This window comes from Mycobacterium sp. IDUB_3, assembly GCF_055419585.1.
On record NZ_JBVAXZ010000001.1, the window covers coordinates 2,910,868 to 2,933,450 of the forward strand.

The 22,583-nt window shown below is 64.2% G+C and carries 26 protein-coding genes; 12 read left to right on the forward strand and 14 right to left on the reverse strand.

The genetic code is table 11. From position 1 onward, the window contains the following. The first annotated feature begins 11 nt into the window (after positions 1-11). Positions 12-701, forward strand: coding sequence for a GntR family transcriptional regulator (locus tag ACZYVJ_RS13335; RefSeq protein WP_463831414.1), 690 nt, complete (start codon positions 12-14; stop codon positions 699-701). Here the strand turns inward: ACZYVJ_RS13335 and ACZYVJ_RS13340 are convergent. Further along, positions 655-3,945 (reverse strand): helix-turn-helix transcriptional regulator, encoded by a 3,291-nt coding sequence (locus ACZYVJ_RS13340; RefSeq protein WP_463831415.1) that lies wholly within the window; start codon positions 3,943-3,945, stop codon positions 655-657. The genes ACZYVJ_RS13335 and ACZYVJ_RS13340 overlap by 47 nt on opposite strands. A gap of 137 nt (positions 3,946-4,082) precedes the next feature. Here ACZYVJ_RS13340 and ACZYVJ_RS13345 point away from each other — a divergent pair, with 137 nt between their 5' ends. Further along, entirely contained in the window at positions 4,083-5,231 is a 1,149-nt protein-coding gene (locus tag ACZYVJ_RS13345) for a cytochrome P450 (protein WP_463831416.1), read from the forward strand. Between the two features lie 43 nt (positions 5,232-5,274). On the opposite strand, the gene ACZYVJ_RS13350 is transcribed toward ACZYVJ_RS13345, so the two are convergent. From ACZYVJ_RS13350 to ACZYVJ_RS13370, 5 genes are all read right to left on the reverse strand, one after another. Beyond that, positions 5,275-6,246, reverse strand: coding sequence for an LLM class flavin-dependent oxidoreductase (locus ACZYVJ_RS13350; protein WP_463831417.1), 972 nt, complete (start codon positions 6,244-6,246; stop codon positions 5,275-5,277). A 13-nt stretch (positions 6,247-6,259) separates the two neighbouring features. After that, positions 6,260-6,742 carry a VOC family protein gene (locus tag ACZYVJ_RS13355; protein WP_463831418.1) on the reverse strand — a complete coding sequence of 161 codons (483 nt, stop codon included), beginning with the start codon at positions 6,740-6,742 and terminating at the stop codon, positions 6,260-6,262. After that, the gene (locus tag ACZYVJ_RS13360) at positions 6,739-7,977 is read right to left on the reverse strand and encodes an MBL fold metallo-hydrolase (protein WP_463831419.1); all 1,239 of its coding nucleotides are present in this window, start codon (positions 7,975-7,977) and stop codon (positions 6,739-6,741) included. The genes ACZYVJ_RS13355 and ACZYVJ_RS13360 overlap by 4 nt, the downstream gene beginning before the upstream one ends. 14 nt (positions 7,978-7,991) lie before the next feature. Beyond that, positions 7,992-9,263 carry a sulfotransferase family protein gene (locus tag ACZYVJ_RS13365; protein ID WP_463831420.1) on the reverse strand — a complete coding sequence of 424 codons (1,272 nt, stop codon included), beginning with the start codon at positions 9,261-9,263 and terminating at the stop codon, positions 7,992-7,994. Positions 9,264-9,359: 96 nt separating this feature from the next. Next, a complete protein-coding gene (locus ACZYVJ_RS13370; protein ID WP_463831421.1) occupies positions 9,360-9,746 on the reverse strand; it encodes a DUF2237 family protein in 387 nt (128 codons plus the stop codon). A 132-nt stretch (positions 9,747-9,878) separates the two neighbouring features. Between ACZYVJ_RS13370 and ACZYVJ_RS13375 the strand changes: the two genes are divergently transcribed. The 4 genes from ACZYVJ_RS13375 (at position 9,879) to ACZYVJ_RS13390 (ending at position 14,036) form a co-directional block, all read left to right on the forward strand. Continuing rightward, the gene (locus ACZYVJ_RS13375) at positions 9,879-10,352 is read left to right on the forward strand and encodes an NINE protein (RefSeq protein WP_463831422.1); all 474 of its coding nucleotides are present in this window, start codon (positions 9,879-9,881) and stop codon (positions 10,350-10,352) included. Positions 10,353-10,581: 229 nt separating this feature from the next. After that, a complete protein-coding gene (locus ACZYVJ_RS13380; RefSeq protein WP_463831423.1) occupies positions 10,582-11,715 on the forward strand; it encodes a cellulase family glycosylhydrolase in 1,134 nt (377 codons plus the stop codon). Positions 11,716-11,847: 132 nt separating this feature from the next. After that, entirely contained in the window at positions 11,848-13,491 is a 1,644-nt protein-coding gene (locus ACZYVJ_RS13385) for a putative alpha/beta hydrolase (RefSeq protein ID WP_463831424.1), read from the forward strand. Between the two features lie 23 nt (positions 13,492-13,514). Then, on the forward strand, positions 13,515-14,036 hold the full coding sequence (locus ACZYVJ_RS13390; protein WP_463831425.1) for a hypothetical protein: 522 nt from the start codon (positions 13,515-13,517) through the stop codon (positions 14,034-14,036). A 76-nt stretch (positions 14,037-14,112) separates the two neighbouring features. On the opposite strand, the gene ACZYVJ_RS13395 is transcribed toward ACZYVJ_RS13390, so the two are convergent. The 4 genes from ACZYVJ_RS13395 to ACZYVJ_RS13410 form a co-directional block, all read right to left on the reverse strand. Further along, entirely contained in the window at positions 14,113-14,589 is a 477-nt protein-coding gene (locus tag ACZYVJ_RS13395; RefSeq protein ID WP_463831426.1) for a CAP domain-containing protein, read from the reverse strand. 99 nt (positions 14,590-14,688) lie between these two features. Next, positions 14,689-15,693 carry a glycoside hydrolase family 6 protein gene (locus ACZYVJ_RS13400; RefSeq protein ID WP_463831427.1) on the reverse strand — a complete coding sequence of 335 codons (1,005 nt, stop codon included), beginning with the start codon at positions 15,691-15,693 and terminating at the stop codon, positions 14,689-14,691. Between the two features lie 61 nt (positions 15,694-15,754). Then, positions 15,755-16,471 (reverse strand): cutinase family protein, encoded by a 717-nt coding sequence (locus ACZYVJ_RS13405; protein ID WP_463832984.1) that lies wholly within the window; start codon positions 16,469-16,471, stop codon positions 15,755-15,757. A 136-nt stretch (positions 16,472-16,607) separates the two neighbouring features. Next, positions 16,608-16,772 carry a hypothetical protein gene (locus ACZYVJ_RS13410; protein WP_463831428.1) on the reverse strand — a complete coding sequence of 55 codons (165 nt, stop codon included), beginning with the start codon at positions 16,770-16,772 and terminating at the stop codon, positions 16,608-16,610. Between ACZYVJ_RS13410 and ACZYVJ_RS13415 the strand changes: the two genes are divergently transcribed. After that, on the forward strand, positions 16,771-16,968 hold the full coding sequence (locus ACZYVJ_RS13415) for an excisionase family DNA-binding protein (RefSeq protein WP_463831429.1): 198 nt from the start codon (positions 16,771-16,773) through the stop codon (positions 16,966-16,968). The genes ACZYVJ_RS13410 and ACZYVJ_RS13415 overlap by 2 nt on opposite strands. A gap of 1 nt (position 16,969) precedes the next feature. Further along, the gene (locus tag ACZYVJ_RS13420) at positions 16,970-17,350 is read left to right on the forward strand and encodes a hypothetical protein (RefSeq protein WP_463831430.1); all 381 of its coding nucleotides are present in this window, start codon (positions 16,970-16,972) and stop codon (positions 17,348-17,350) included. Between the two features lie 19 nt (positions 17,351-17,369). On the opposite strand, the gene ACZYVJ_RS13425 is transcribed toward ACZYVJ_RS13420, so the two are convergent. Then, positions 17,370-17,552, reverse strand: a complete 183-nt coding sequence (locus ACZYVJ_RS13425; protein ID WP_463831431.1) for a hypothetical protein — start codon at positions 17,550-17,552, stop codon at positions 17,370-17,372. 325 nt (positions 17,553-17,877) lie between these two features. On the opposite strand from ACZYVJ_RS13425, the gene ACZYVJ_RS13430 reads away from it, so the two are divergent. From ACZYVJ_RS13430 to ACZYVJ_RS13445, 4 genes are all read left to right on the forward strand, one after another. Then, positions 17,878-18,219, forward strand: coding sequence for a hypothetical protein (locus tag ACZYVJ_RS13430; RefSeq protein WP_463831432.1), 342 nt, complete (start codon positions 17,878-17,880; stop codon positions 18,217-18,219). 175 nt (positions 18,220-18,394) lie between these two features. Continuing rightward, a complete protein-coding gene (locus ACZYVJ_RS13435) occupies positions 18,395-18,637 on the forward strand; it encodes a hypothetical protein (RefSeq protein ID WP_463831433.1) in 243 nt (80 codons plus the stop codon). Between the two features lie 187 nt (positions 18,638-18,824). Further along, positions 18,825-19,559, forward strand: a complete 735-nt coding sequence (locus ACZYVJ_RS13440; protein ID WP_463831434.1) for a hypothetical protein — start codon at positions 18,825-18,827, stop codon at positions 19,557-19,559. A 215-nt stretch (positions 19,560-19,774) separates the two neighbouring features. After that, positions 19,775-20,320 (forward strand): hypothetical protein, encoded by a 546-nt coding sequence (locus ACZYVJ_RS13445; protein WP_463831435.1) that lies wholly within the window; start codon positions 19,775-19,777, stop codon positions 20,318-20,320. A gap of 418 nt (positions 20,321-20,738) precedes the next feature. Here the strand turns inward: ACZYVJ_RS13445 and ACZYVJ_RS13450 are convergent, their stop codons facing one another. From ACZYVJ_RS13450 to ACZYVJ_RS13460, 3 genes are read right to left on the reverse strand one after another with little or no spacing between them, the layout of a single operon-like run. Next, the gene (locus tag ACZYVJ_RS13450; protein WP_463831436.1) at positions 20,739-21,215 is read right to left on the reverse strand and encodes a hypothetical protein; all 477 of its coding nucleotides are present in this window, start codon (positions 21,213-21,215) and stop codon (positions 20,739-20,741) included. Next, entirely contained in the window at positions 21,208-21,840 is a 633-nt protein-coding gene (locus ACZYVJ_RS13455; protein WP_463831437.1) for a helix-turn-helix domain-containing protein, read from the reverse strand. Before ACZYVJ_RS13455 ends, ACZYVJ_RS13450 begins: the two co-directional genes overlap by 8 nt. Beyond that, entirely contained in the window at positions 21,821-22,384 is a 564-nt protein-coding gene (locus tag ACZYVJ_RS13460) for a hypothetical protein (RefSeq protein ID WP_463831438.1), read from the reverse strand. The genes ACZYVJ_RS13455 and ACZYVJ_RS13460 overlap by 20 nt, the downstream gene beginning before the upstream one ends. Between the last annotated feature and the right edge of the window lie 199 nt (positions 22,385-22,583).

The window sequence follows — 22,583 nt, forward strand, 5'->3', positions numbered from 1 at the left end:
ATTCTGCGCAGGTGGCAGCCATCGACATTTCCGGAACCGTCCGCGAGCGCGCCGCCCGCGAGCTCCGCGACCGGATCCTCACCGGCGCCCTGCCCGCCGGATCACGCGTGGACCTGGACGCCATTACCGAAGAATTCGCGACCAGCCGCACGCCGGTGCGCGAGGCGCTGCTGGAGTTGTCCTTCGAGGGGCTGGTCCAAGTCGCCCCGCGCAGCGGCGTGACGGTGCTCGGAATCAGCCCGGACGACGTACTGGACAGCTTCACCATTCTCGGGGTGTTGACCGGGCAGGCCGCGGCGTGGGCCGCCGGGCGGATCGAGCCGCAGGAGCTCGAGACGCTGCGTGAACTCGCGGCCGACGTCGTCGCGCGGTCCGGCGACGACAGCATCGGCGAGGCCAACTGGCATTTCCACCAGATGATCCACCGTGCCGCGCACTCGCCGCGGCTGCTGAATCAGATCAAGCAGGCCGCTCGGGTGGTGCCGAGCAATTTCCTCACCTTGTTCCCCGAGCACGAGAAGCACTCACTCGACGAACACCAGGAATTGCTGGACGCCCTCGGTGACAAAGACGCCGAGCGGGCGCGCGTGATCGCCGAACGACACGTGCTGGATGCCGGCCGCTCGCTGGCGGATTGGCTGGAGCAGCGCGCGGTCACGCCCGGCGAGCCGCCCCCTGAACCAGCTGAACTCGCGAAGTGATTCCAAGTTTGGTGTACACGTGAGTGAGGTGGGCTTGCACGGTCTTAGGTGAGACGAACAGTCGCGCGGCGATCTCCTTGTTGCCCAATCCTTCACAGACCAGGCGCACGACATCGTGCTCGGCGGGTGTCAGTGACTCCCAACCACTGGACGGGCGCTTACGCTCGCCGCGGCCGCGCCGGGCGTACGCGATCGCTTCTTCGAGGGACAACGCCGCGCCCTCGGCCCAGGCCGTATCAAAGTCCTTCTGAATCATGGCATCTCGGAGCTTCGCCACCGTACTCTGGTAGTCGGTCTCGTAGATCTTGAACCGCGCCATCCCATTGCGTTGCCGAATTGCGTCCGCGGCCCCGAAGAGCCGCGCAGCTCGTTGCTGGTCGTTGTCGACGGCGAGTACGGCAAGGCACTCCAGTGTGTCCGAGATTCCCAGATAAGACTGGACTTCGGCGGTTTGGGCTAGGGCGTCGTGGGCGTCACGCTCGCCCTGTTCAGGGTTGCCTTGGGCTAACGCCACGCGGGCGCGTGTTGTGAGGGCCACCGCCAGGTGCCAGCCCGCGGCCATTGATACCGCGTCGTCGGCCCAGCGACGGGCGGAGTCCGCGTCACCGGCGGCCAATGCGGCCTGGGCGTTATAGGCTCGCTGGAGTGCCGCTTGCCCCGGCCTGACACCCAGCTCTCGCCAGGCTGCATCGCAAGCGTCCTGTGCAAGCGCAACGTCCGCCGCGGCCAAAGCCGCGGTTCCCAACGCCGAATACGCAAGGCCCTCGATAAACCCCTGCAACTCCGACGCTGGCGCGAGCGCTGCGTCGATCACGCACCGGGCGGCGTGCGCCTCACCATGCCACGCCAGCGCGTAGCACTCGCCCGCCAGACCGTAAACCATGTAAATCAAGTCATGGGCCGCCTCGGCCTCGTCGGCAATCGCCCGGAATTGTAATACTGCCCCGGCCGGATCACCTTGGTACAGCTGGGCGTTGGCGAGCCAGTAGCGGCATTGGCGCGAGTCGAGCCGATCACCGATCGCGTCGGCGATGTCGCGTCCTTCCTCTGCGGTCGCGCGCGCTGCGATCGGCTCACCAATGGCGATCGCTCCGTACGCTCGCCACGCCAGGATCTGGCACAGCAACCACTGGTCACCCGACGCCCTGGCGAGATCGCTCGCTTCCGCGAAGAACGGCTCGGCGGGCTCGCGGTTTTGTGCGGCAGCAAAGCCGCAAGCGTTCAGCGCACGGGCCAGCAGGGCCGGATCATCGATTTGGCGGGTCAGCGCAATTGCCCGCTCCGCCTCTTCCTTGATGTTCGGGTCGCCAATCCAGATCGATAACAGGGCTTTGTCGACGAGCGCCCGCGCGTGCACCGCGGCCGTCACTTCGAGCTTCCTCGCGTCGAAATCGCCTAGGGCCACGTCGAACCAGGCCCAGCCTTCCCGGATACGGCCCCGCGCCAGCCACAACGGCTGCAACGACGACGACAATGCCAGCGCATGCTCAACGTCGGAATTGTCGCGGCTCCATGCGAACGCGGCACGGAGATTGTCGATCTCCGCCTCGGCCTGATCGATGTGTTGTTCGTAATTCCTGTGCGCCGGCACGTCGAGCAGCGTCGCCATCGACGCGTAGTAGTCCCGGTGATGCGATCGCACAACGTCTGCTTCACCAGATTCACCCAGCTTTTCGAGCGCGTATTGACGCACCGTTTCGAGTAGCCGGTATCGCGTTGTGCAGCCGATGTTTTCGGCGAGCACCAGTGATTTGTCTACGAGCAACGTGAGCTGATCCAGCACCTGGTAACGCTCCACACCACTGGTGCCGGCGACCGCCTGGGCGGCAGCGAGGTCGAATCCACCCAGGAATACCGCGAGGCGACGAAACAGGATTCGTTCAGTGTCGGTCAGCAGTGCGTGCGACCAATCCACCGAAGCTCGCAGCGTCTGCTGCCGGCGCACCGCGGTGCGCGAACCTCCCGTCAGCAATCGGAAGCGATCGTGGAGGCTGTCAACGATCTCGGTCAACGACAGCGAGCGCACCCGCGCGGCGGCGAGCTCGATCGCCAGCGGCATTCCATCGAGGCGCAGACAGATTTCGGCCACGGCAGCAGTGGTGTCGTCGGTGATGGCAAACCCCGCCTTGGCCAATCGGGCACGGTCGGCGAACAACTCGACTGCGTCGTCGCACAGAGAGAGCGAAGGCACTTGCCACATCGCTTCGCCAGCCACGCCAAGCGGCTCACGGCTGGTGGCGAGCACCGTCAGCCTCGGTGCGGCACCAAGTAGCGCAGCGACTAACGAGGCGGACGAGTCGAGCAGATGTTCGCAGTTGTCGACCACCAGCAGCATGTGGCGGTCGCGAAGGAACCGCAGTAGTAGATCGGTCGTCGAGCGATCTGGTTGGTCGAACAGCCCCAACGCGCGGGCCGCGGTGACCGGCACCACGTCTGGATGAGTGACCGGCGCCAAATCCACATAGCGGACACCGTCGCTGAAGTGGCCCGCCAGTTCGGCGGCCAGGTGGACGGCCAGGCGTGTCTTGCCGGCTCCGCCGGCGCCGGTCAGGGTCACCAAGCGGTTGGCAGCGAGCACTTTACGGAGGGTCACGATTTCTTGTCGGCGCCCGATGAAATTCGTGAGCTCGACCGGAAGGTTTTCAGAACCGACATCTCTAGATGTACGCAGCGGCGGGAATTCATTGCGCAGATCGGGGTGAGACAGCTGCACCACCCGCTCGGGTCGAGGCAGATCGCGCAGGGGGTGGGTGCCGAGGTCAGTGAGCGTGACATCGGCCGGGAGCTGATCGACGACCAACAATTCGGTCGCGCTCGACAACACCGTCTGTCCGCCGTGGGCGAGATCGCGCAATCGGGCGGTGCGGTTGATCGCCGGTCCGATGTAGTTGCCCTCGTCACGCAGGCGCACCTCGCCGGTGTTGATCGCGATGCGCAGCCTGATCGGCGCCAAGGGGGCCCGCTGCAGATCGAGAGCGCAGTCCACCGCGTCGGACGCGCGGGCAAAAGCGATCACGAAGCTGTCGCCCTCGCCTTGCTCGACGGGGCGGACCCCACAGTGGGCCGCGACCACGTCCGTCAGCGCCTGATCCAGGCGTGCGATAGCAACCGCCATCTCGTCGGGCTGAGTCTCCCAGAGCCGCGTAGAGCCCTCGACGTCGGCCAACAGCAACGTCACGGTTCCGGTCGGCAGCTCGCTCACGGCCAGGTCGCTCCAGTCAGTTTCGCTCATGCTAGCCAGCATGCGGCGCCTCGGATCACAGAACATCAGCAAAATTGCTGATGTTCTTGCGCGGCCGCACTTAGCTAAGGCCTCCAACACCGCACAATTAAGTATTTGCCCCGATGGACTGGCGGCGGCGCCAACCGATAGTCGACGCCATGACAACCATCACTCACGCACCGACCATCTTTGATTCCGGCTGGCCGACCTTCGCGTATCACGAAACGACAGACCCCGACGAGGCGCACCGCATCATCCGGCATGCCCACCGGCAGGCGACCGTCGCGGTCGGCCCGTACGGGCCTGAGCTGCTCGACTACGGCGTTGTCCGCACCGTGTTGCGCGATCCCCGCTTCGTCATGCCGCGCGGCATCAGCCTTGTGGTTCAGGGCATCAGCTCGGGGCCGGTGTGGGACAAGGTTTGCCAGACGATCATGTCGGTGGACGCAGATCAACACCTTCGGCTGCGCCGGCTGGTATCAAGAGCTTTCACCCCACGAGCCGCCGAGCGGATGCGCACCGCATGCATCGACGTCATTACCGAGTTGGTCGATCGGCACAGCGCGGCGGGCCATTGCGACTTCGCCCGCGACATCTCCAGGCCGTACCCGGTCCCGATCATCTGCGCGCTGGTGGGCGCGCCGGCGCAGGACTGGCGGCTGTTTGCCCGCTGGGCCGACGATCTCAGCAAAGCCTTCGGCTGCAACGTCGCAGCCGAAGAGGCGGCCATCCTGGGCGCGTGGGAACAGCTCGACACCTACCTGGAGGAGCGGCTAACCCACGATGAGTTGGTCAACCTCGTCGCGATCCTGCTCAACGCCGGCACCGACACCACACGCAATCAGCTGGCCGCCGCAGTTCAGGTGTTATCCGACCATCCAGAGCAGTGGGCGTTGTTGGCCGAACATCCCGAATTCGCGCCGCAAGCGGTCGAGGAGATCATGCGTCACTCGCCGACCATCTTCGCATCGCTTCGAGTGGCGACCACCGACGTCGAACTCGGCGGAGTTCTGATTCCGGAGGGGGCTTACGCCTTTGCCAACACCGCGGCCGCCAACCGTGATCCCGCGGTGTACGCCGACTCCGATCGGCTCGACATCACCCGAAAGGGGCAGGCGCCGATGCTGACCTTCGGCGGCGGAGTTCACCACTGCCTCGGCGCGCACCTCGCCAGAATCGAATTGGTCGAAGCGTTGCGCGTAATCACGCGACGGATGTCCAATGCTCGACGCATCGGCCCGGCGCCGTGGAAGCCTCCCGCCGGTATCAGCGGTCCGACCTCACTCCCGCTCGCGTTCGACGCCTAACGGTTAGCGCCGGACATACTCCCGTCGCAACCACTTCGACGCGTCAGGTGAGTGCGGGCAGGACCTTGTCGGTGAGCAGCTGGACCGACTTCCACGCCTCGTCGACCGGCATGCCGCCGACCAGGGGGTGCATGACGAGCGGGCCGTAGTTGTCCGCGTCGCGCACCTCTTCGATCAGCTGATCGGGAGTGAGAAAACGGTATCGTCCCGATGCCCTGACCTGATCCAGTGTCCGGACACCTGGCAGGTGCATGAGCGAACGCTGGTCGGTTGACCATCGTCCGTAAGTGACTGCCTCCCAGAGGATGTGGCCACCGAGCTCCGCCCAGGCCCGGTCCGGATCCTCGTGCAGGTAGATCATTCCGCGATTGATCGGGCCTGGCATGAGAATGAAGGGCGACATGCCGGCCTCGGCACACAGCTCGCGGTAGTAAGAGGCGATGTCGGGCAAGTGATCGGCCAGGCTGAGCGGGAGCCGGAACCGGGCCGCGCGACGTGCCGTGGCACGCGCGCCGCCACCGACATACAGCGGAGGATGCGGCCGCGTCCAGGTGCCGGTGCAGATTGCGTTTTCCGGATCGTCGCCGGACCAGACGGTCAGCATCCGCTCGAGCAGGCTGTCCATCAGCGCACCGCGCCGCCCGAAATCGGCTCCCAGAGCGTCGTATTCGACCGTCCGATATCCCAGACCCACCGTGGTGTGCAGGCGGCCGCGGCTCATGTTGTCGACGAGTGCAATATCTTCGGCAAGCCGCACCGGGTTCCACAGCGGCCCCAGTGCACAATCGACGCTGGCGATCAGTGTCGAGGTCCGGGCCAAGAACATCGCCGCGGCCATGATCGGATTGCAGCTCCACCCGTGTCCGGTCGCGTGATGCTCGTCGACGCTGATGGAGGTGATTCCGTGGGCCTCCCCCCACTGCCCCAGTTCGACCGCCGCCGACAGGAGCTCGCCCTGCGTGCGTGGATCACCTTGCGGGGAAGCAAAATTGAAGCGGAGCACTGTCAAGAGCATTCGCGGTCCCGCCTCACGACGCTTGCGGTCCGGCCGCCGCCTGCAGGAAGGCCGGAAAGTCGGGGAACAGTGCGCGGTCGACGATCTCGATGCGGGTCCCCGCCGGGTCGACGTAGTAGGCGAAGAGCGCCAGATCCGGCGGAGCGGTGTCGGCGGTCGCTTCAAAGGTGAAGCCATTGTCTTCCAATATCTTCGCGCTCTCGGCCAAGTTGTCGGTCCAGTAGCCGAGGTGGTGAATCGCGTTGCCGGGTGCGGCGGTCCAGGCCGTGCCCGGTACCTCCTTGATCAACTCGATGTGCGGCGCCTGCAGCGAATAGACGAAAGTCGAAGTCACCTCTTGGGTTCCGCTCGTCGTGCGAAACGGCAAGGTGTAGCTCACCGGGGTGATCCACCGGTAGCCGGCCAGCGCGGTCAGCCGGGCCATGGCCGCGTCGAGGTCGGCCACGATGATTCCGGTGTGATAGAAGTCCTGGGGCCGTAGCGCGAATGCCGTCATGTGTTCCTCGCTATCTGGATGCGGAGCCAGGCAATTTCCCAGAAGTTCGTGCTGCTGGCGAGCAGTTTTTCATGCGCTTCCCGCAGTACGTCGCGAGCCTCCGGATGGTCCGCCGGGACAAGCTCGGCGAGGTGGATTGCCTGCAGCGCACGATCGGCGGCCAGGTGTGCCCGCGCCCGTTCCACCAGCGCATCAGCGCCGGCCAGCTCGACCACGTCGGCGGCGACGGAATCGAATGCGACCGGGTACAGCTCGGTGGTCGATTCGTGGTGGAACCAGCCCGAGTAGTTCTCCCAGACGGCCCGCACATCCCACGCGACTTTGCCATAGCCCTGGCCCACTTCGTATTTCGCGGGCAGGGTGATCTCCCGCATCAGGGTGCGGACGTCTTTGCCGGCGTTCATCCCGGCGACGGTCTGATCGTGGATGTACTGAAGCGCGTCGCGCAGCCGGGTCAACTCCGCATTGATGCGTCCGGCACCCCTGATCGGCTCGAAGTGGCCGGTCACGAGCAGGTCGGCCTGCAGGTCGCGGACCGTTTCCACCGATGCGATGGCCGTCAACGCATCCCGATAGCGGTCGCCGCGCATGGTCACGAGATTGGGAATGTGCCCGATCAGAGGCCCGAACGTGTTTCCGCACAGACAGATTCGTTCCTCGGGCAGCCAGATCACCAAGGAGTCGGTGGTCTCGCCGCCGGGGACGGAGATCAGTTCCATCAGCCTGCCCCCGACCTTCAGGCGGAGCGTGTCCTCGAAATCGATGTCGACGACGGGCACACTCTGGCCGGCCAGCCGGGTTGTGCCCAGGCGCCGCTGGATGGCCTGGATACCACTGGTCAGGGTGTCCTTGAAGGCGAAGGCGCTGCGGTTGGCCCGGTACGGGGTCAGCCGGTCGTTGTCGTCGCGCCAGGTCTTCCAATTCGCCTGCGCGACAACGGTCGTCTCGGGATCCCGCACGCTGTCCAGGCCGCCGACATGATCCACGTGACCCTGCGTGAAGATGATGTAGCGCACCGGTGACGAGTCCACGGCGTCGAAATTGGCGCGATGCACCGGCCCCTCGAAGCCCATACCGGTGTTGACGATCACCCGGCCCTCGGTCGTGGTGAGCAGATACGAGTTGGACAACCCGGGCGAGCACCACAATCCCGGGGCGATCTCTTCGGCCTTCTCGGCAGACGCCGGGCGCATCGCGTCGGCACCCGGCCTGCTCCGATAGACGGGTTCGGACATCGGTGGTGACCCCTTCATTCCGGACGTACGTCGAACTTGTCGAAGTAGAAGCCGAAACGGCCGCGCAGTTCGTCGGCGGAGGTGCCGAAGTGCCGCTGCAGTTCGTACCGGATGCGGCCGTGTTTGCCCCGCGGATTGCCGTCCAGGTAGCGCTGGAATCGTTGCAGTACCTTGGGCGGTAGGTCGACGCCGGCGCGCTGGTAAAGCCGTTCGAGCACCGGCATTCCATTGCCGTTGAGCTGATGGAAGTTGATGTCGATACTGCGTTCGGGCGCCACCAGGTCGCGGTCACGTACGCATGTGCTGAGCAGCCGGTGCACGCGGTCGCTCCAATAGTCCAGCAGCCACTGCGGGTCAATGCTGTTTCGGCGCAGCCGATCCGAGTACGCCATCATGGTGATGGCCGACTGGATTACCGCGGCGGGATCGCGGTGGGTGAAAGCCACCGTGGCATCGGGGAAAGTCGCCGCTAGCGGGCCGAGCTGCTCGCAGTGCTGCGGACTCTTGAGCACCCACGTCCGCGGCCCGCGCAAGAAGGTCAGCGCCTGCAGGACTTTTTTCATGTAGCCGTAGTGCCGGGTCTGGTCGAGACCCAGGTAATAGTCACGCCAGTCGGGCACGCGCGCATGCCATTCCAGCACGTATGCGGCCAGGTCGAGGTCGAGGAGCTCCACTTCCTCTTCGATCGCCTCCGGGAACCGGTCGTGCATGGCGGCCACCACGGGGGCGCTGACCATCAGCGCATCGTGTTCAGATTTGGCGCGTGCGTAACGGGGATCGACGCCGAAGATGTCTGGGCCCTGTCCGCGCGCGGGGATGGGATCCTGGCTCTCCCAATACGGCAGCGCGCGCCGGCGTGGGTCTGACGCAATGAGATTCACCAGATGCGTGGTGCCGGAGCGCGGCATCCCGACGACGATGAATGGCGTCTCGATCGGGATGGACTCGATCTCGGGATACCGGCGAACGAGCTCGGTCAGCGACATGCGATTGCGTAGCAGCCGCACGATTCGTTGGCGCAGCGAGCCGCGGGTGAGCTGGCGCAGGCCGTCGTCGGCTTCGATCGCCGCGACGTGCGCGCGCAGGCGATCGACGAAACCGTCGGTGTCGTCGAGGTCGGCGGCTCCGGCCGTCAGGCCGGTCTGCTCGACGGCCTCCGCGAGCATCCGATCGATGTCGAGGTCGACAGGCCTGGCTTCGGTGAACTCCAGGATCTGGCGCTGCACGTCGGTCAGTTGGGGCGCGGTCAAGTCGTCGAAGTCGATGTCGTCAGCCGCGGAACCCACTCCCAACCCCTCTTCGACGCGCCAGGTGAGAAATATGACACAGACGCTAGCCGCGGTGGAGATCCGTCGTTCATCCACCTCGCCGGTGGCCCGGCGCTACAGGTTGGCCAGATCGTCGGGCACGTCGACCTTGTGTTCTTGCAGCGCCTCCAGGGGCACCACTTCGAGGGTGCTCTCGTGAGTGGCCGCCAACACCACCGGTGCGGCGCATCCGTCGTGGTGAGCGCGCAGCCAGTTCAGCGCGGTCACGCACCAGCGATCCCCCGGCAGCAGGCCGGGGAACCGGTACTCGGGCACCGGCGTCAACAGGTCGTTGCCGATGGAACGCTGGTGTTCCAGGAATTCGGCGGTCATCACCGCGCAGATCGTGTGCCGCCCAAGGTCCTGAGGGCCGGTCGCGCAGCAGCCGTCGCGGTAGAAGCCGGTCAGCGGGTCTGTGCCGCAAGGTTCCAGCGGACCGCCTAACACATTTCGATCAGGCACCCGTTCAGTATTGCGCTCTCAGGGGTGAAGTTTGAAGGAATTCCGCCGACTGCGCCGTCAGGTTTTTTGGCGCCGGGTGCTCGTCGACCGCCGATGTGGACGCCCGGGCAGCGGACGTGTTAACTCGACGTGATGTCGACGCCGCCCAACCCACCCGAAAATCCGCCCGGTGAGCCACCCTGGGGATGGCAGCCGCCCGGTTACGGATCGCAGCCGAATCCGTACCCCCCGCCGCCACCGCCGGGATATCCACCTCCGCAGGCTTACCCCGGGCCCGGCGGCTTTCCCGGATACCCGGGATACGTTGACCCGCAGGCGCCCTACGGCCGCGATCCGGTTACCGGGTTGCCGCTGTCGGACAAGTCCGCCACCACCGCCGGCTTGCTCCAGTTGTTTCTCGGCTTATTCGGTATCGGCCGCTTCTACATCGACTCGACCCAGATTGCGGTGGCGCAGCTGTGTCTTGGTCTGTTCGGGGTTCTCTTCAGCCTGTTCTGTTTTCTGGGTTTTCCGGTCCTGCTCGGCGGCATCGTCTGGGCGATCGTCGACGCGATCTTGATCTTCACCGGCAGCGTCAAAGACAACTACGGCCGCAAGCTGCGTTAGGTCCCCGATATTGGACAACGGCTTCGATTGTCCAGCAACGCTTTTGGTTTGCGTTGGGGCCAGATTTTAACCTCGACGGCTTCGCAACGGTCGGGGGCGCGCCGGTGTGGTGGTCACGGATTGGTCACGATCGTGACTGAAGTCGCCGCCTGACAGCGCTGACGACGAACCTGTCGCGACGCGCTGAGCAAATCCCGGGGAAATCGCCCCGAAAACTTATCGTCACATCGTGGAACGACGTTTGGCCCTGAAACTCCCTCTGTTGCTGGCGGCAGGCGCCGCAGTTGTCCGGATGCCGCGGGCTTCCGCGGAGGAGGCGGGCCGGTGGTCACCCGAGCGCGCGAACCGTTGGTATCAATCGCAGGGCTGGCTCGTAGGAGCAAACTACATTCCGGCGAATGCCATCAATCAGCTCGAGATGTTCCAGCCCGACACCTTCGACCCGCGGCGCATCGACACCGAACTCGGCTGGGCCCAGTTCTACGGCCACAACACCGCCCGGGTATTCCTTCATGACCAGCTCTGGGCGGCCGATCAGCGCGGCTTCCAAACGCGCCTAGGCCAATTCGTCGACATCGCGGCGCGCCACCGCATCAAACCACTGTTCGTGTTCTTCGACTCCTGTTGGGATCCGCAGCCCCGCGCGGGACGCCAGCGCGCACCACGGCCCGGCGTGCACAATTCGGGCTGGGCACAGAGCCCGGGTGCCGAACGCCTGGGTGACCCGAAGTACGTCCCGGTGATGCGCGACTACGTCACTGCGGTGATGACCCAATTCCGTAATGATAACCGGGTTTTGGGCTGGGACCTGTGGAACGAACCCGACAACCCCGCGCGTCAGTACCGCAGCACCGAACGAAGCGACAAGGAGCAGCTGGTCACCAACCTGCTCCCCCAGGTCTTCCGCTGGGCTCGCGCGGTGGACCCCAGCCAGCCGCTGACAAGCGGTGTGTGGCGCGGGGATTGGGGCCAGCCGCAGGGCCGCAGCGCGATCAGCGACATCCAGCTGGCCAACGCGGACGTGATCACCTTTCACTCCTACGCCGGGCCGTCCGGGTTTGAGAACCGGATCAACGAGCTCACCCCACTGGGCCGGCCGATCCTGTGCACCGAATACATGGCGCGGCCACAGGGCAGCACCGTCGAATCGATCCTGCCGGTTGCCAAGCGCCACAACGTCGGCGCCATCAACTGGGGCCTGGTCGCCGGCAAGACCCAGACCTATTTCCCCTGGGACTCATGGGATCACCCCTACACCTCGGTCCCGAAGGTGTGGTTCCACGACCTGATCCGGCCCGAGGGACGGCCGTTCCAAGACATCGAAGCGCTGACGGTGCGAAAGCTGGCCGGTAGCCAGACCTGAGCCGCATTGCGGCCTTTCGTAACCCTTCGCTGAATCAACACCGACCCGCCATAGACCCTCCGGTAGTAGGGTTATACCTGCTCAGAAGGGGGCGGCGATGCTCGTCGGTGTTGGTCGGCTGCTGGCGGCGCAATGACTTGGGCGAATTTCAGCGAAGCAGAACTGATCGCGTCGGCCGGCGGTGATCCGTGGGCGATCAACCAGAGCTTGCAGGCGGGCAGCCCGTTTCAGATCTCCCAGCTGGCGGAGGCCTTCCATGGCGCCGGCAGGCATACCGCCGAGGCCGACCATGCCTTCGAGGAGGCGCGGAAACGCTTCGCCGCGGCCTGGAACCACCAGCAGGGTGGTCACCCGATAAATGACTCCGAAGAAGTCCAACGGGTCACCAAATCCCTTGGAGCGCAGTCTGAGCAACTGCCGAAGATCGGCGCCGATCTGGAGTCCATCGCCGCCGCGTTGGCGGACGCGCAAAAGCAAGGGGCCCAAGAGATCGCCCTTCTGGACAGCGAGCTGCGGGGCCTGGACAGCATCATGACCGCGATAAACCATGATTTGACGCTCGACCTCCCTCCGGCGGAACGCAACAAATTGGAGAAGCTGAAGCAGGCTGTGCACGCCCAGGCGGTGGACGATGTCCGCGATGCCGTCAAGCAGATGAATTCAATTCGTAATGCCTACTCGGACACGTTGCGGAAGTCGATGGAGAATCTGCATGCCGACGGCTACGACCCTCCGAAAGCTGTGGACGACTGGATCGAGAGTCCGCTGAAGCCAGGTGAGGTGAGGGATCTTGGGCCGATCGCGGGGACCGGCGGCATTCCCGGCATCCCAGGCATCGGGGCGGCTGACTTAGGGGAAGTCGTCGAGATACCCGGGCAGCCCGGGAAGTATCTCGCGATCTTCGGGGATTCGTTCTCTGGCAATAAGGTCGGGGAGGGTGAACACTACCGATCTGTTGCGGTGCCGGTGACCTTCGACGCCGACGGACGTCCGCATTTCGGCGCGCCACTGACGGGAGCAAAAGATAGCGGTCGTGAGCTGTTCCCCATGCCGGCGGAGGCGGTGAAGGCCGGAGTCAACGATACGTTGCCAGCCGGGACGATCACGCTCGGCGACAAAACGTACATGATGGTGACGGGCACTCAGGGTGATTTGAAGCCAGTGGCTTCGTGGCTGGTCGAAGTCAACGGCGATCCCGGCAAGGGGTGGGCAATGGTGCCGGGGTCGTATCGGGCCGCGGGCGACGCGCCCACACAGGTCAGCGGCTACAAAGGGTCAGACGGCAAGGTCTATATCGCCGCCGATTCCTTCGACCGCAGTCGAGGCATCACCATGTACCGCGCGGATCCCGGCAACGTGTTCGATCGTTCAACCTGGCAGCCGTGGAACGGGAACGACTGGGGAAAGCCCGGCCAACAGGCCGTCCAGGTAACCCCCAATCGTTATGGGGAGCTGAGCTTTCGAGAAATCGGGGGGAAGCCCGTGTTGTCTGGCTTTAACGTAGATGCGCATAAGGGAAGTATTGAAGTGCGGGTGGGATCCAATCCGACCGAAATGTTCGGCGCAAACGTGCCCACGACCGTCGTTGCGCAGAATGGCGATCCAGGGGCCCCGAAGTTCATCCCACAACCGTATGGTGGATATATCCTTCCAGGATCAACGCTGGACGATTTGAAATTATTTGGTAGTCAATGGAATACGCTTAAAGATGCGAACGGCGTGCCGTTGGGTACTCCGTATAACACCCGAGAGTTTCAACTCAACCCATATCACTGACCGCCTGAACCGATTGGATGCATATGGTCATCAAGAAGCTGGCCGGCGTCACGGCATTCGTCGGAGCTGCTTTCTCAGTTGCCTGCACGGCGCATGCCGACCAACCTAGATTCCCCGACCTGAGCGCAGACTCGCCGGTGAACGTCCGCGATTACACGATCGACGTTCCCAACCCTGGCCGACCGCCCCTGCCAACGGTGTATTTCCTCACTCCCGACGGGGTCGTCTGCAACTACACGCCTGATCAAGCACAGTGCACTGGAAATAACTTGCCCGCGGTCCCTCCCGCGCCTTCAAACCCCGATGCGGGAATCACCGGAGTCAATTGGATTGGAACCACTACTGGGCTGAAGCAGACGAATGAGGGGGAGCCGTCACGCGTGATTGACGGACAACCAGTCAAAACGCTTCCTCCGGGTCATTCCATCACCGTCAATGGCATCATCTGCGGGGTCGACAACGCCGGCACGACCGCGTGCAAAGACGCGCAAGGTCGTGGCTTCGTGCTGTCGCCGAAAGGATCTGGGTGGCTGCCCCACGTGTGAGGTCCGCTCGAGGGCATGGCCACCGAACGGGCAAGCGGCCAGAGTGGTGATTCGAAACAGCTTGGCTTAAAAGGTTTTACGACGCAGCGAAGTCACCGACGGCGGTCATCTTGTTGCCGTCCCAGGCGGTGGCGAAGCCGCCCGCGTTGTACGCGCAGTTCAAAATGATGTCTCGGTGTGGTGGACTTTGCATCCACATGTCGAGGGCTTCCTTGGGAGTCGCAGCGGATCCGGTGCCCCAGAAGACGATCTCGCCCGAGTACCTGCTCCTGTAGCCCGCCGCGGTGATTCGCGCCTGCGGCGAAGAGCCGTCCGACCCGGTGTGTCCGCTGACCCCGTTGCGCAGCATGTCGTCGGCGTGGCGCTGGGCGGCTTCGGTCAGGCGCGGGTCGTCGCCGATCGGCCCGCATCCCGGGCGAAGCTGGTTGATGCCGCTGTAGAGCGCGGACCCCGAATCGTCTGCGTGCGCGACGAAATTGGACAGTGTGCCAGGAGCCGTGATGAGGGCAGTGCAGATCGCGAAGACGGCGATGATCTCGACTTTCTTGGCCATGATGCCTCTTGCCGCGCGCTCGCTTTGCTGTTTTCGGTATCTAAATGTTACCCATTTTCAATCAACCACGATCACTAATCGCAAATCGGTGCGCAGCAGCTAGTGGCCGACGTTGTGGACCAGATCGATGGCGTACTGATTGACGAAGTTGCCCGCCGGTGGATCACCTTTGCCGCATGTTCCATCGGACTCGCCGGGACGTTTGATCCATAGGTACGCGTCGGCGTGCGCACCCGCGGTGCTGGCGGTCGGCGGAGTGCCCAGCGCCCGGCCGCTCGGGTTGCACCAGTTGAGGTCGGAGTCGGGAGCCGGTCCCGCGCCGTTACGCGACGTGTCGATCACATAGTGCGAACCATTGGTGAGCCCCGAAATAGCCTCGCCGTAACCGATTTCGTCCTCGGTGGTGAAGAAGTTCGCCGTGTTGATGCTGAAGCCCCGGGCGTGGCCGACGCCGGCCTGGTTGAGCCGGGCGGCCATGTCGTCGGCGCTGTGCCAATGCAGGTGACCCGCGTCGACGTACACGGCCGCGTTCGGATCGCGGGTCAGCGTGTCGACGGCGTAGCGGATCAGGTCGAAGCGTTCCTGGCGCGCATCACCCGACAAGCAGTCGGCCATGGCGAGCGCATCGGGTTCGACGACGATCGCCACCCGCGAAGCGCCCACGCCGGACGCTATGCCGTCGATCCACGAGCGGTAGCTATCGGCCGAGCCCATGCCGCCGGCCGCGAAGCTGCCGCAGTCGCGGTGGGGGATGCCATAAATCGCCAGAATCGGAATGGCGCCGGCCCCATTCGCGTCGCCGACATATTTGCCGACCGTTGCCGCCGACCCGCCCGGGACGATCCAGTAGGCCTGCGGCGTGTTGGCGATGGCGGTCAGCTCGGGGCTCGGCGGATCGGCGCTCTGCGCTGCGCGCATGGCCGCCGACGTCGGGTTTACGTAGAACGGCGCTCCCGCCAGCGGGTCGCCGTCGGCGACCAGCCGCATCGCCGGGGCGGGACGGACCTGCACCGGGTCGGCGACAAGACCCACGCCGGCCACGGCTACGACCGTGAGGAAGGGCAAGATCCACCGCGTTGCTGCACCTGCAGCTGAGAAGTTCACCTAAGGAAAATAGTGGCTCGGAAGCATCGAGCGCCAATCGGCCCGAGCTACGGCCATCCCCCTACATCGAGCCGCGCGCGCCAGGACCCGCGCCGAGAAGGCCGGCCGCAAAAGCCGCACCCTTGTCGATCACCTCGGCGTTGGTCGAATACGTGTCATGCGCGGCGAAATTCATCCCGTCGGAGCAGATCGGGTCCTCGGCGGCGCACACCTGGATGGTCTTCGCCTGATAGAGCGGGCCGATGGCCACCGGCGGCTCACCGAAGAAGTTCATCGCCTTTTCGTTCGGCAAGGCGAAGAGGACGACAGAAGAAACGTGGTTGGCGATTTCCGGATCCAGCGGTTTGGGCACGCTGGCAGGATCGATCCCATTCGGTACCACGGGCGAGGTGACGAAGCCCATCACGGCCGCGCCTTGGGAGTAACCGCCGAGCACCATCTTGGTGTTGGGACAGTCGTGCGCCATCGACACGACGTGTGCGCCCGCATCTCTGACGCCGGCCTCGCCCGCGTTCGTCCAGTCGTGAGTGGCCGGGTAATCGACCGGATAGACGTCGAAGGACTTTGCGCCGATGCGTGGGCGCAGGGAGTCGACGAATGCCTGCCCGGTCGGGCCGAGGCCGGGCGGATCGTCGGTGCCGCGGGCGAACACGACCTCCGCGTCCGGGCATGGATTGGCGGTGGCGGCGGGGATCGCGGTTGCGAGCACCGAAGCGGCGCAGCCCGATGCCGCGGCTACCGCAGGAGCAAGGAGACGAGAGCCGTGACGCGCGGTCATGCCGCTGTGTGCCCCGAAATGTGATTTTTGAACCGCGACCTTCGGCGGCGCACCGATGCGCGGCCGGGTTTCCAGCAAATTCGGAAACCAGTTACGTCCATCAAGCTTGGCGGTGGCGGAGGGATTTGAACCCTATTCAGCTACCTGGTGAGAGCTGCCAATCGGCTTCTAGCTGCCAAAAGACATCACCGTAGTTCACGCCAGTTATCTGTAACTGCACGGGAATTGCGCTCACGGCGTGCTCAGGCGCACCGCCGAAGTGCTTGAGGCAGATATCACTGGCCGCGAAGATCGACGCCATGACTATTTGGCTGACTGCCCAAACCGCCGCCGAGTACTCCACAGTTGGCGTCGACACGATCCGCAATGCCGTCAAGGCCGGGGATCTCAAGGCTTACGCAATCGGTACGGGCCGCGAATACCGGCTGACAGCTGAGGATGTTGATGCCTGGCTCATGTCCCGCTCCTGGGAGCCCAATCCGCCTAAGCACCTCTGACATGGACAGTCCAATTGACGGGCCCAGCCCAGGCACCGCGCCGAGCCCCATCAAGACCTACAGCCTTGACGAAGTCGCTGAGATGGTGTTGCCGGATCTCAAAAACGGACGCCTATGGCTGGTGCGCCGGCTGAAGTCCGGTCGTGCTCGTGGATACAAGGCCGGGCGAACCTGGCGGATGACACACGAAGACGTTGAGGACCTGATTGCCGGGCTTCGAAACAATGTGGCGCCGCCGACGCCGCCGGTGCGCGAGGACCATGAGCACAACCCGATGGGGCTGTCTCCTCGGTCTTTGAGGTACCGCCAGAGGTACGGCATCGAGGGAAATCCGAACTTGCAGAAGCCAAGGAAGAAGCGCAAGCCCGCGGAAGGCTTTTGAGCGCAATCATTCGCTGCCGCTACCGGCCGTCACGGAGCTGGTAAACCCTCGGCAAGGACACTCCCGCAGCCTCGGCCATCTTCTCCCCCGAAAGGCCTTGCTCGAATCCCTCGCGGATGAGCCGGCGCAGCTCGGCATCAGCTTCGTCGAGTGCTGCGCGCCGACGTTGCCGTGTCTTGGCGGCGCGTCGGATGAGTGCCAAATGATCCTCCATAGTCACCGCGAAGCGTAACGCCGCGGGCGACACGTCGGCCGGAAGCCTTTCGCGTGTTTATAGAAGTCTATAAGATCGTTACGGACATGAGTCATTCACGTCGCTGAAATCCCTTGAGAGAGATAGACAAAAGCCATGACCAAAGTACGCCGAGGCTCGCGCGGGCCGCCCCGCTGTGTCGTCGACGACCGCTTTCGTTTGAGCACACCTGCTCGAAAAGACTGAAGGCGGCTCCCCTGCCAGGGAACCGCCTTCTTGACTCACAAGCCCCCTGCCAGGGGCCGAAGCACTAACCAACAAGGAGAGTACTCCCATGCGCAAAAACGGCGCAACCGAAGCCACCCCGCAATCAGATGTCCCGTTACCCGATCCACCGTCTGGCTTCGATGCCCCCGATGGATGGGTAGCTGGCCGGATCCTCTCAGCAGACGAGACACGAGCATGGCGGCTGGTCTACCGCCGCGCTCAGAAGGTCACCGATCACGATGCCTATGCATGTGTTCGTGCTATCCAGTACGGCGACGGCAGCCTCGAAGACGTCGAGATCCTCGTTAACGGCGCTGGTAGCGATGACCCTCTCAACAGCGACCAGGCCCGAGAGCTCGCTGCGGCGCTGCTCGAGGTGGCGGCCGAAGTCGATGGGTGGGCCAAGTAATGACCGCCTCGGGCAGTCGTCGAGAGCGTTACATGCGGAAAGTCTCAGAGGTCACCAATGAAGTCGGCCTGGAGGACTTAACCGAGGACGAGTTGGTGGCTTTCGTCGTTCTCCTGGCGCCTGCGCACGCCCGTGTGCTAGCTGGCCAGCGCGTCTCCGGCGATCAGCTTGGGAAGTGGACGTCGTGAGCCCGGCCCACGACAAGCTCGTGTATCGCGCGAGAGCCGCAATGGGCGTCATCGGGCCAGATCAATTGACCCTCGACGAGCTGTGCCGGATCGTCCCGATTATTGAAGCGGCGGCCGATCGCGAGGCGCTCGGAATGCTCGACGACGGGAACGTAATCACGTTCGCCGCTTGCCGACGCCGGCGCGCTCGGCGGAAGGCATCGCGCAAACAGTCGGGCGATGCCGACTGACGGAACCCAGTCGCTCTAGCCCTCGTCCAAACTAGTGATCGGGCCGCCCCTGCTCTCCTCGGGGCGGCCCGATTCATCTTCCGGCCAGGGAACCTACACGAGGTAACAGGCGGCCGTAGGCATTTCCCGGACAGGCGTCACTCCCCAATGCGAATATTCACAGACGCACCAAACAGGAGACCCCGATATGGCCCGCAACGACAACCAAGACGAGGAGCCCCTAACCAGGGCGGCCCACCAGGCGGACGAGACCGAGATCGGGGCGGCCGCCGATGAGACTGAGCTCGTACCGCCGATCGCCGCCGGGCCGCCCGAGCTGGCCTGGTCTGATGAAGACGGCATCGGCGACGGCGATTACTCGTGGGGAGGCGCCGCGGAACGTGCCAGCATCATCGTCATCGCCGGCGCGGCAGTCGCTGTCGCGGTCGGTCTCTTGACGTGGCTTGGATTCCATCTCCTTGACCAGCCCAAGCCGACAGTAGCCCCGGAGGCCACACGGCCTGCCACGATCGTTCCGGAGGCACTGCCGAAGGTCACCGCGGCGCCTCCGTCGACGGTGACCGTCGTACCGCCAGCACCCGCGCCAGCGACAGTCACTGTGCAAGCCGCGCCACCACCAGCACCCGCTGTGAAACCGGCTCCGGCGATCCCGCCCCCCGGCGGCACCGATGTTTTCACCATCTGCCCGGACGGGCACGAAGGCGTCGTCGGCGGCCACACCACCTGCGCGTTCGCCGCGAACGTGCGTCAGATCTTCTACGCCTCCGGCATGGCCAACGCTTTCACAGCGTTCTCCCCCGTGACTGGTGACGGCTACGAGATGACCTGCGTCGGCAGATATCCCGCATATTTCACCGACGGGTCGACGAAGGTATCGACGCGCTGCTACGGCGGCGACAACGCCGAAGTAGTCATCTGGTGACCCACCCTTGACCGGATGGCCTTGACGCGGAATGCGGGCTCCAAGATCGCGGCCTATGGCGAAGGTTTTGTTTCAACGTCCGCACCCTTTTCACGGTTGACCGTAAAAACACCGGTGGCCGTCCGCCCGGCAGTCGGGGCTAACGGCCCGCTTTCGCTGCTTAACGCGCCCCTCAAACCCCTGCGCGCACAATACCAATGCGAATTACCGAAAGGATGACCATGAAGGTTTCCGGTTCCGACGACTACTGGCAACAGATCAGGATTCACACGAACAACCGCCTAAGCATGGGCAGCCCGTGGAGCGTGCAGCTACACGCCGCGGCGCTCCTGGGCGATCACCGCATCAGCGCGTCCTGGACCGGGTACACCTCCAATCAACCAAGCCTGTGGACCGTTGTCGCCGTCACCGACGACGACCGCCTGATCCGCCTGCAATTGGAGTTCGACGCCGAGCAGTACGACCGCGACGCAGAACAGCGACTCCAGCGTCTGCACCAGTCAGTGGGCACAGTCGTACATGACGCCTCGGTGCATCGGTTGCGCGATGCCGTGAACCTATCGATCGGCAGAGCTTTCCCGCGCGCCGACGGCTGGGGCAAACCGTCACGCGATGAAGTCGATGTCAGCGACATTCGCCTGCAATTCAGCGACGGTAGCGAGATCGACCTCTGCATGGACCAGACCACCATCTACGACACCGACGACCGCGCCCGCTCAGACGCCCTCATCGAGGCGATCCGCACGCAATCAGGCCTATGAACTCTCGCGGCGCATTGGTTTGCTGAAAGACCCCGGGCAACTGTCCCGGACAGTCGCGGACTAGCAATAGTCAGTGCGTCGCCGCCGTAGTCGCTGAGAGGTGTCCATGGTGGTGGACATTCCCGTAGTTGGAGCGGCGCTGAGCGGACAAAATCAGCCTCTCAGCGGCTATTTCTGGCTGATCCATCGCCGGCCATCCGGTAACTTCTTGGGCTGTACGTAAAAAAACGCGACTGGCAGGCGGTCGCTTTGAGGGCCCTCCCCCTCGATTTTTTCGGCGGGGGGTGGGTATGACGGATGGTACAAAGTTTGCTGGGACAGTTTGGCCGTGGTTGACCGGGTGACCGGTCGCATGGTCTCCATGCAGGTGTTAAGGCCAAGCCATGGTGCGATGGCCGACGTCCGAGCGTGCCTCTCGTTACTGCGGTGGTTCCTCGGGAGGCGCCTGCCGCTCGAGTTTGACGTCGCCCGGCCGCAGGAGGCGGAGGAGCGGAGCTTTGCAACCGATCTTTGCGGCGCTATCTGAGATCGATGCACGGAGGTACGGGTAGACGGCCATTACACCCACGCGTTGGACGAACTCGGTGACGGTCCGCTCGTCGATCTCGACCGGGCGTGACAAGGCGAACACGGCGGTGGCGTCCGAGATGTAGCTCCCTCCGGCGCCCGTCACGTTGATATTGCACCGCACGGCGATGCTTTCGGTGGTCAGCTGTGAGCTGATCTGCATGGCGAACCTAGCCAGTTCTTCGTCGCCGGCGGCCTCGTTCTCGGTCCGTTTGGCCGAGACCTCGTTAAAGACGACCGATTTGATATCGGTGAGCTCCAGCAGTGAGCCGATGTCAGCGATTAGTTCGCCCGAAGTGGGCTGGTCGCTCGACGAGTCGTCACTCATGGAGGCAGTAGGTTGTGAACTCGGCGTCCAGGTCTACGCATCCGGACGGCCCTTCAACCTGGTGCGTCACCGCGCTGGACTCGGGCATCATCGTCGCCGCCAAGTCATCCGCCGATCCCCCCATGTACAAAAGCACGCTGCTCCAAATTTGGGCAGGATAGTGCTGCTTGACGCCAGCCTCCGAAACGATGCACGCGTCCCCGACACGCACAAAATCTGATTCAGGCGCCGCGAAAGCGCTGTCTACGAAGCGCGCCGGCGACTCTAGTGCTGCGTTGGCCGCCGGGAGGGCCCGCTGCCGCGGTGCCCGGCGGGCGGGAAGTTCCGCCGATCCACCTTCTACAGGCCTCGCCGCGATCGTCGCTTCGTAGCCAAGCGCCCGCAGGTAGCGCGCGACGGCGGCAATCCGAAGGTTGCCGTCGCCGTTGAGTACCTGGGAGACACGGCCCTGCGTCACACCCAGCTTCTCGGCCAGATCTTTCTGATCCATTCCCGAGGCGGCCAACGCCGCATGGAGAACGCGGCTCACTTGCCCGGCAAGATCTGCAGCAGCCAAGCCCTGGGCGCCGGCGTCTGTCGCTTCGACTTCCTCGACGAGGCTCACTTCACGCTGTTGTTCGGTCATGCGCTAGGTCCTCCTCTCGTACATCTGTCGTTTGTTCAAGGTCGTACTCCGGTGTGGCTTGAGTGACTTTCGGGAATGCGTGCCCGAGACGTATCCAGTGGTCGAAGTACGGAATGTGCCAATAGTCGCTATTCGGTGCCTCTGCGTCGCGGTGGTCGAGTATCCGCAGCTTCGGGGTGTAGTTGCCTGCGCCGTCAGTGTCGTAGAAGCTCAATCGCTTCTTAGCTCGCTTGAATTCCCAGACACCGTCGTCCAGGTCGTTGACTGCCCCGGGATGTACCGGTTCTCCGGTACTCGCCCAGTGTCTGATCGCGTTGAGGAACCAGTGCCAGTCGCTGATCTGTTCGTCGTCAGGCAGTTCCTCGGCGTCGGGGTCTGGCTCCCACATGCCGGTTTTCAGGGCATCGAGAAACTCACCCGCAGGGCAGCCCGTCTCGTCTGCCCGCACGGCGCAATGGACATCGTGGAACTCTCCCCTCGCGATAAGCCGTCGCTCTATACGATGACTATCCACTTTAGTCAACGCTAAAGCCTCCGGTTTCATCAGTCCATTCCGGTGTGACTTACGTCACACCGGTGCAAGCGGATGCCCCCGCCACCATATGTTCGAGGGCTTGTCGACCCATCTACCCATCCGATTCCGCAGCTGAAACACCCACGACCGTGCTGGCCCGGCAGGCCAGGGGCGCGGACATGGTGTCGTGGCCCGCTGACCCGATGGCAGCGTGGGGTTCAAGATCGGG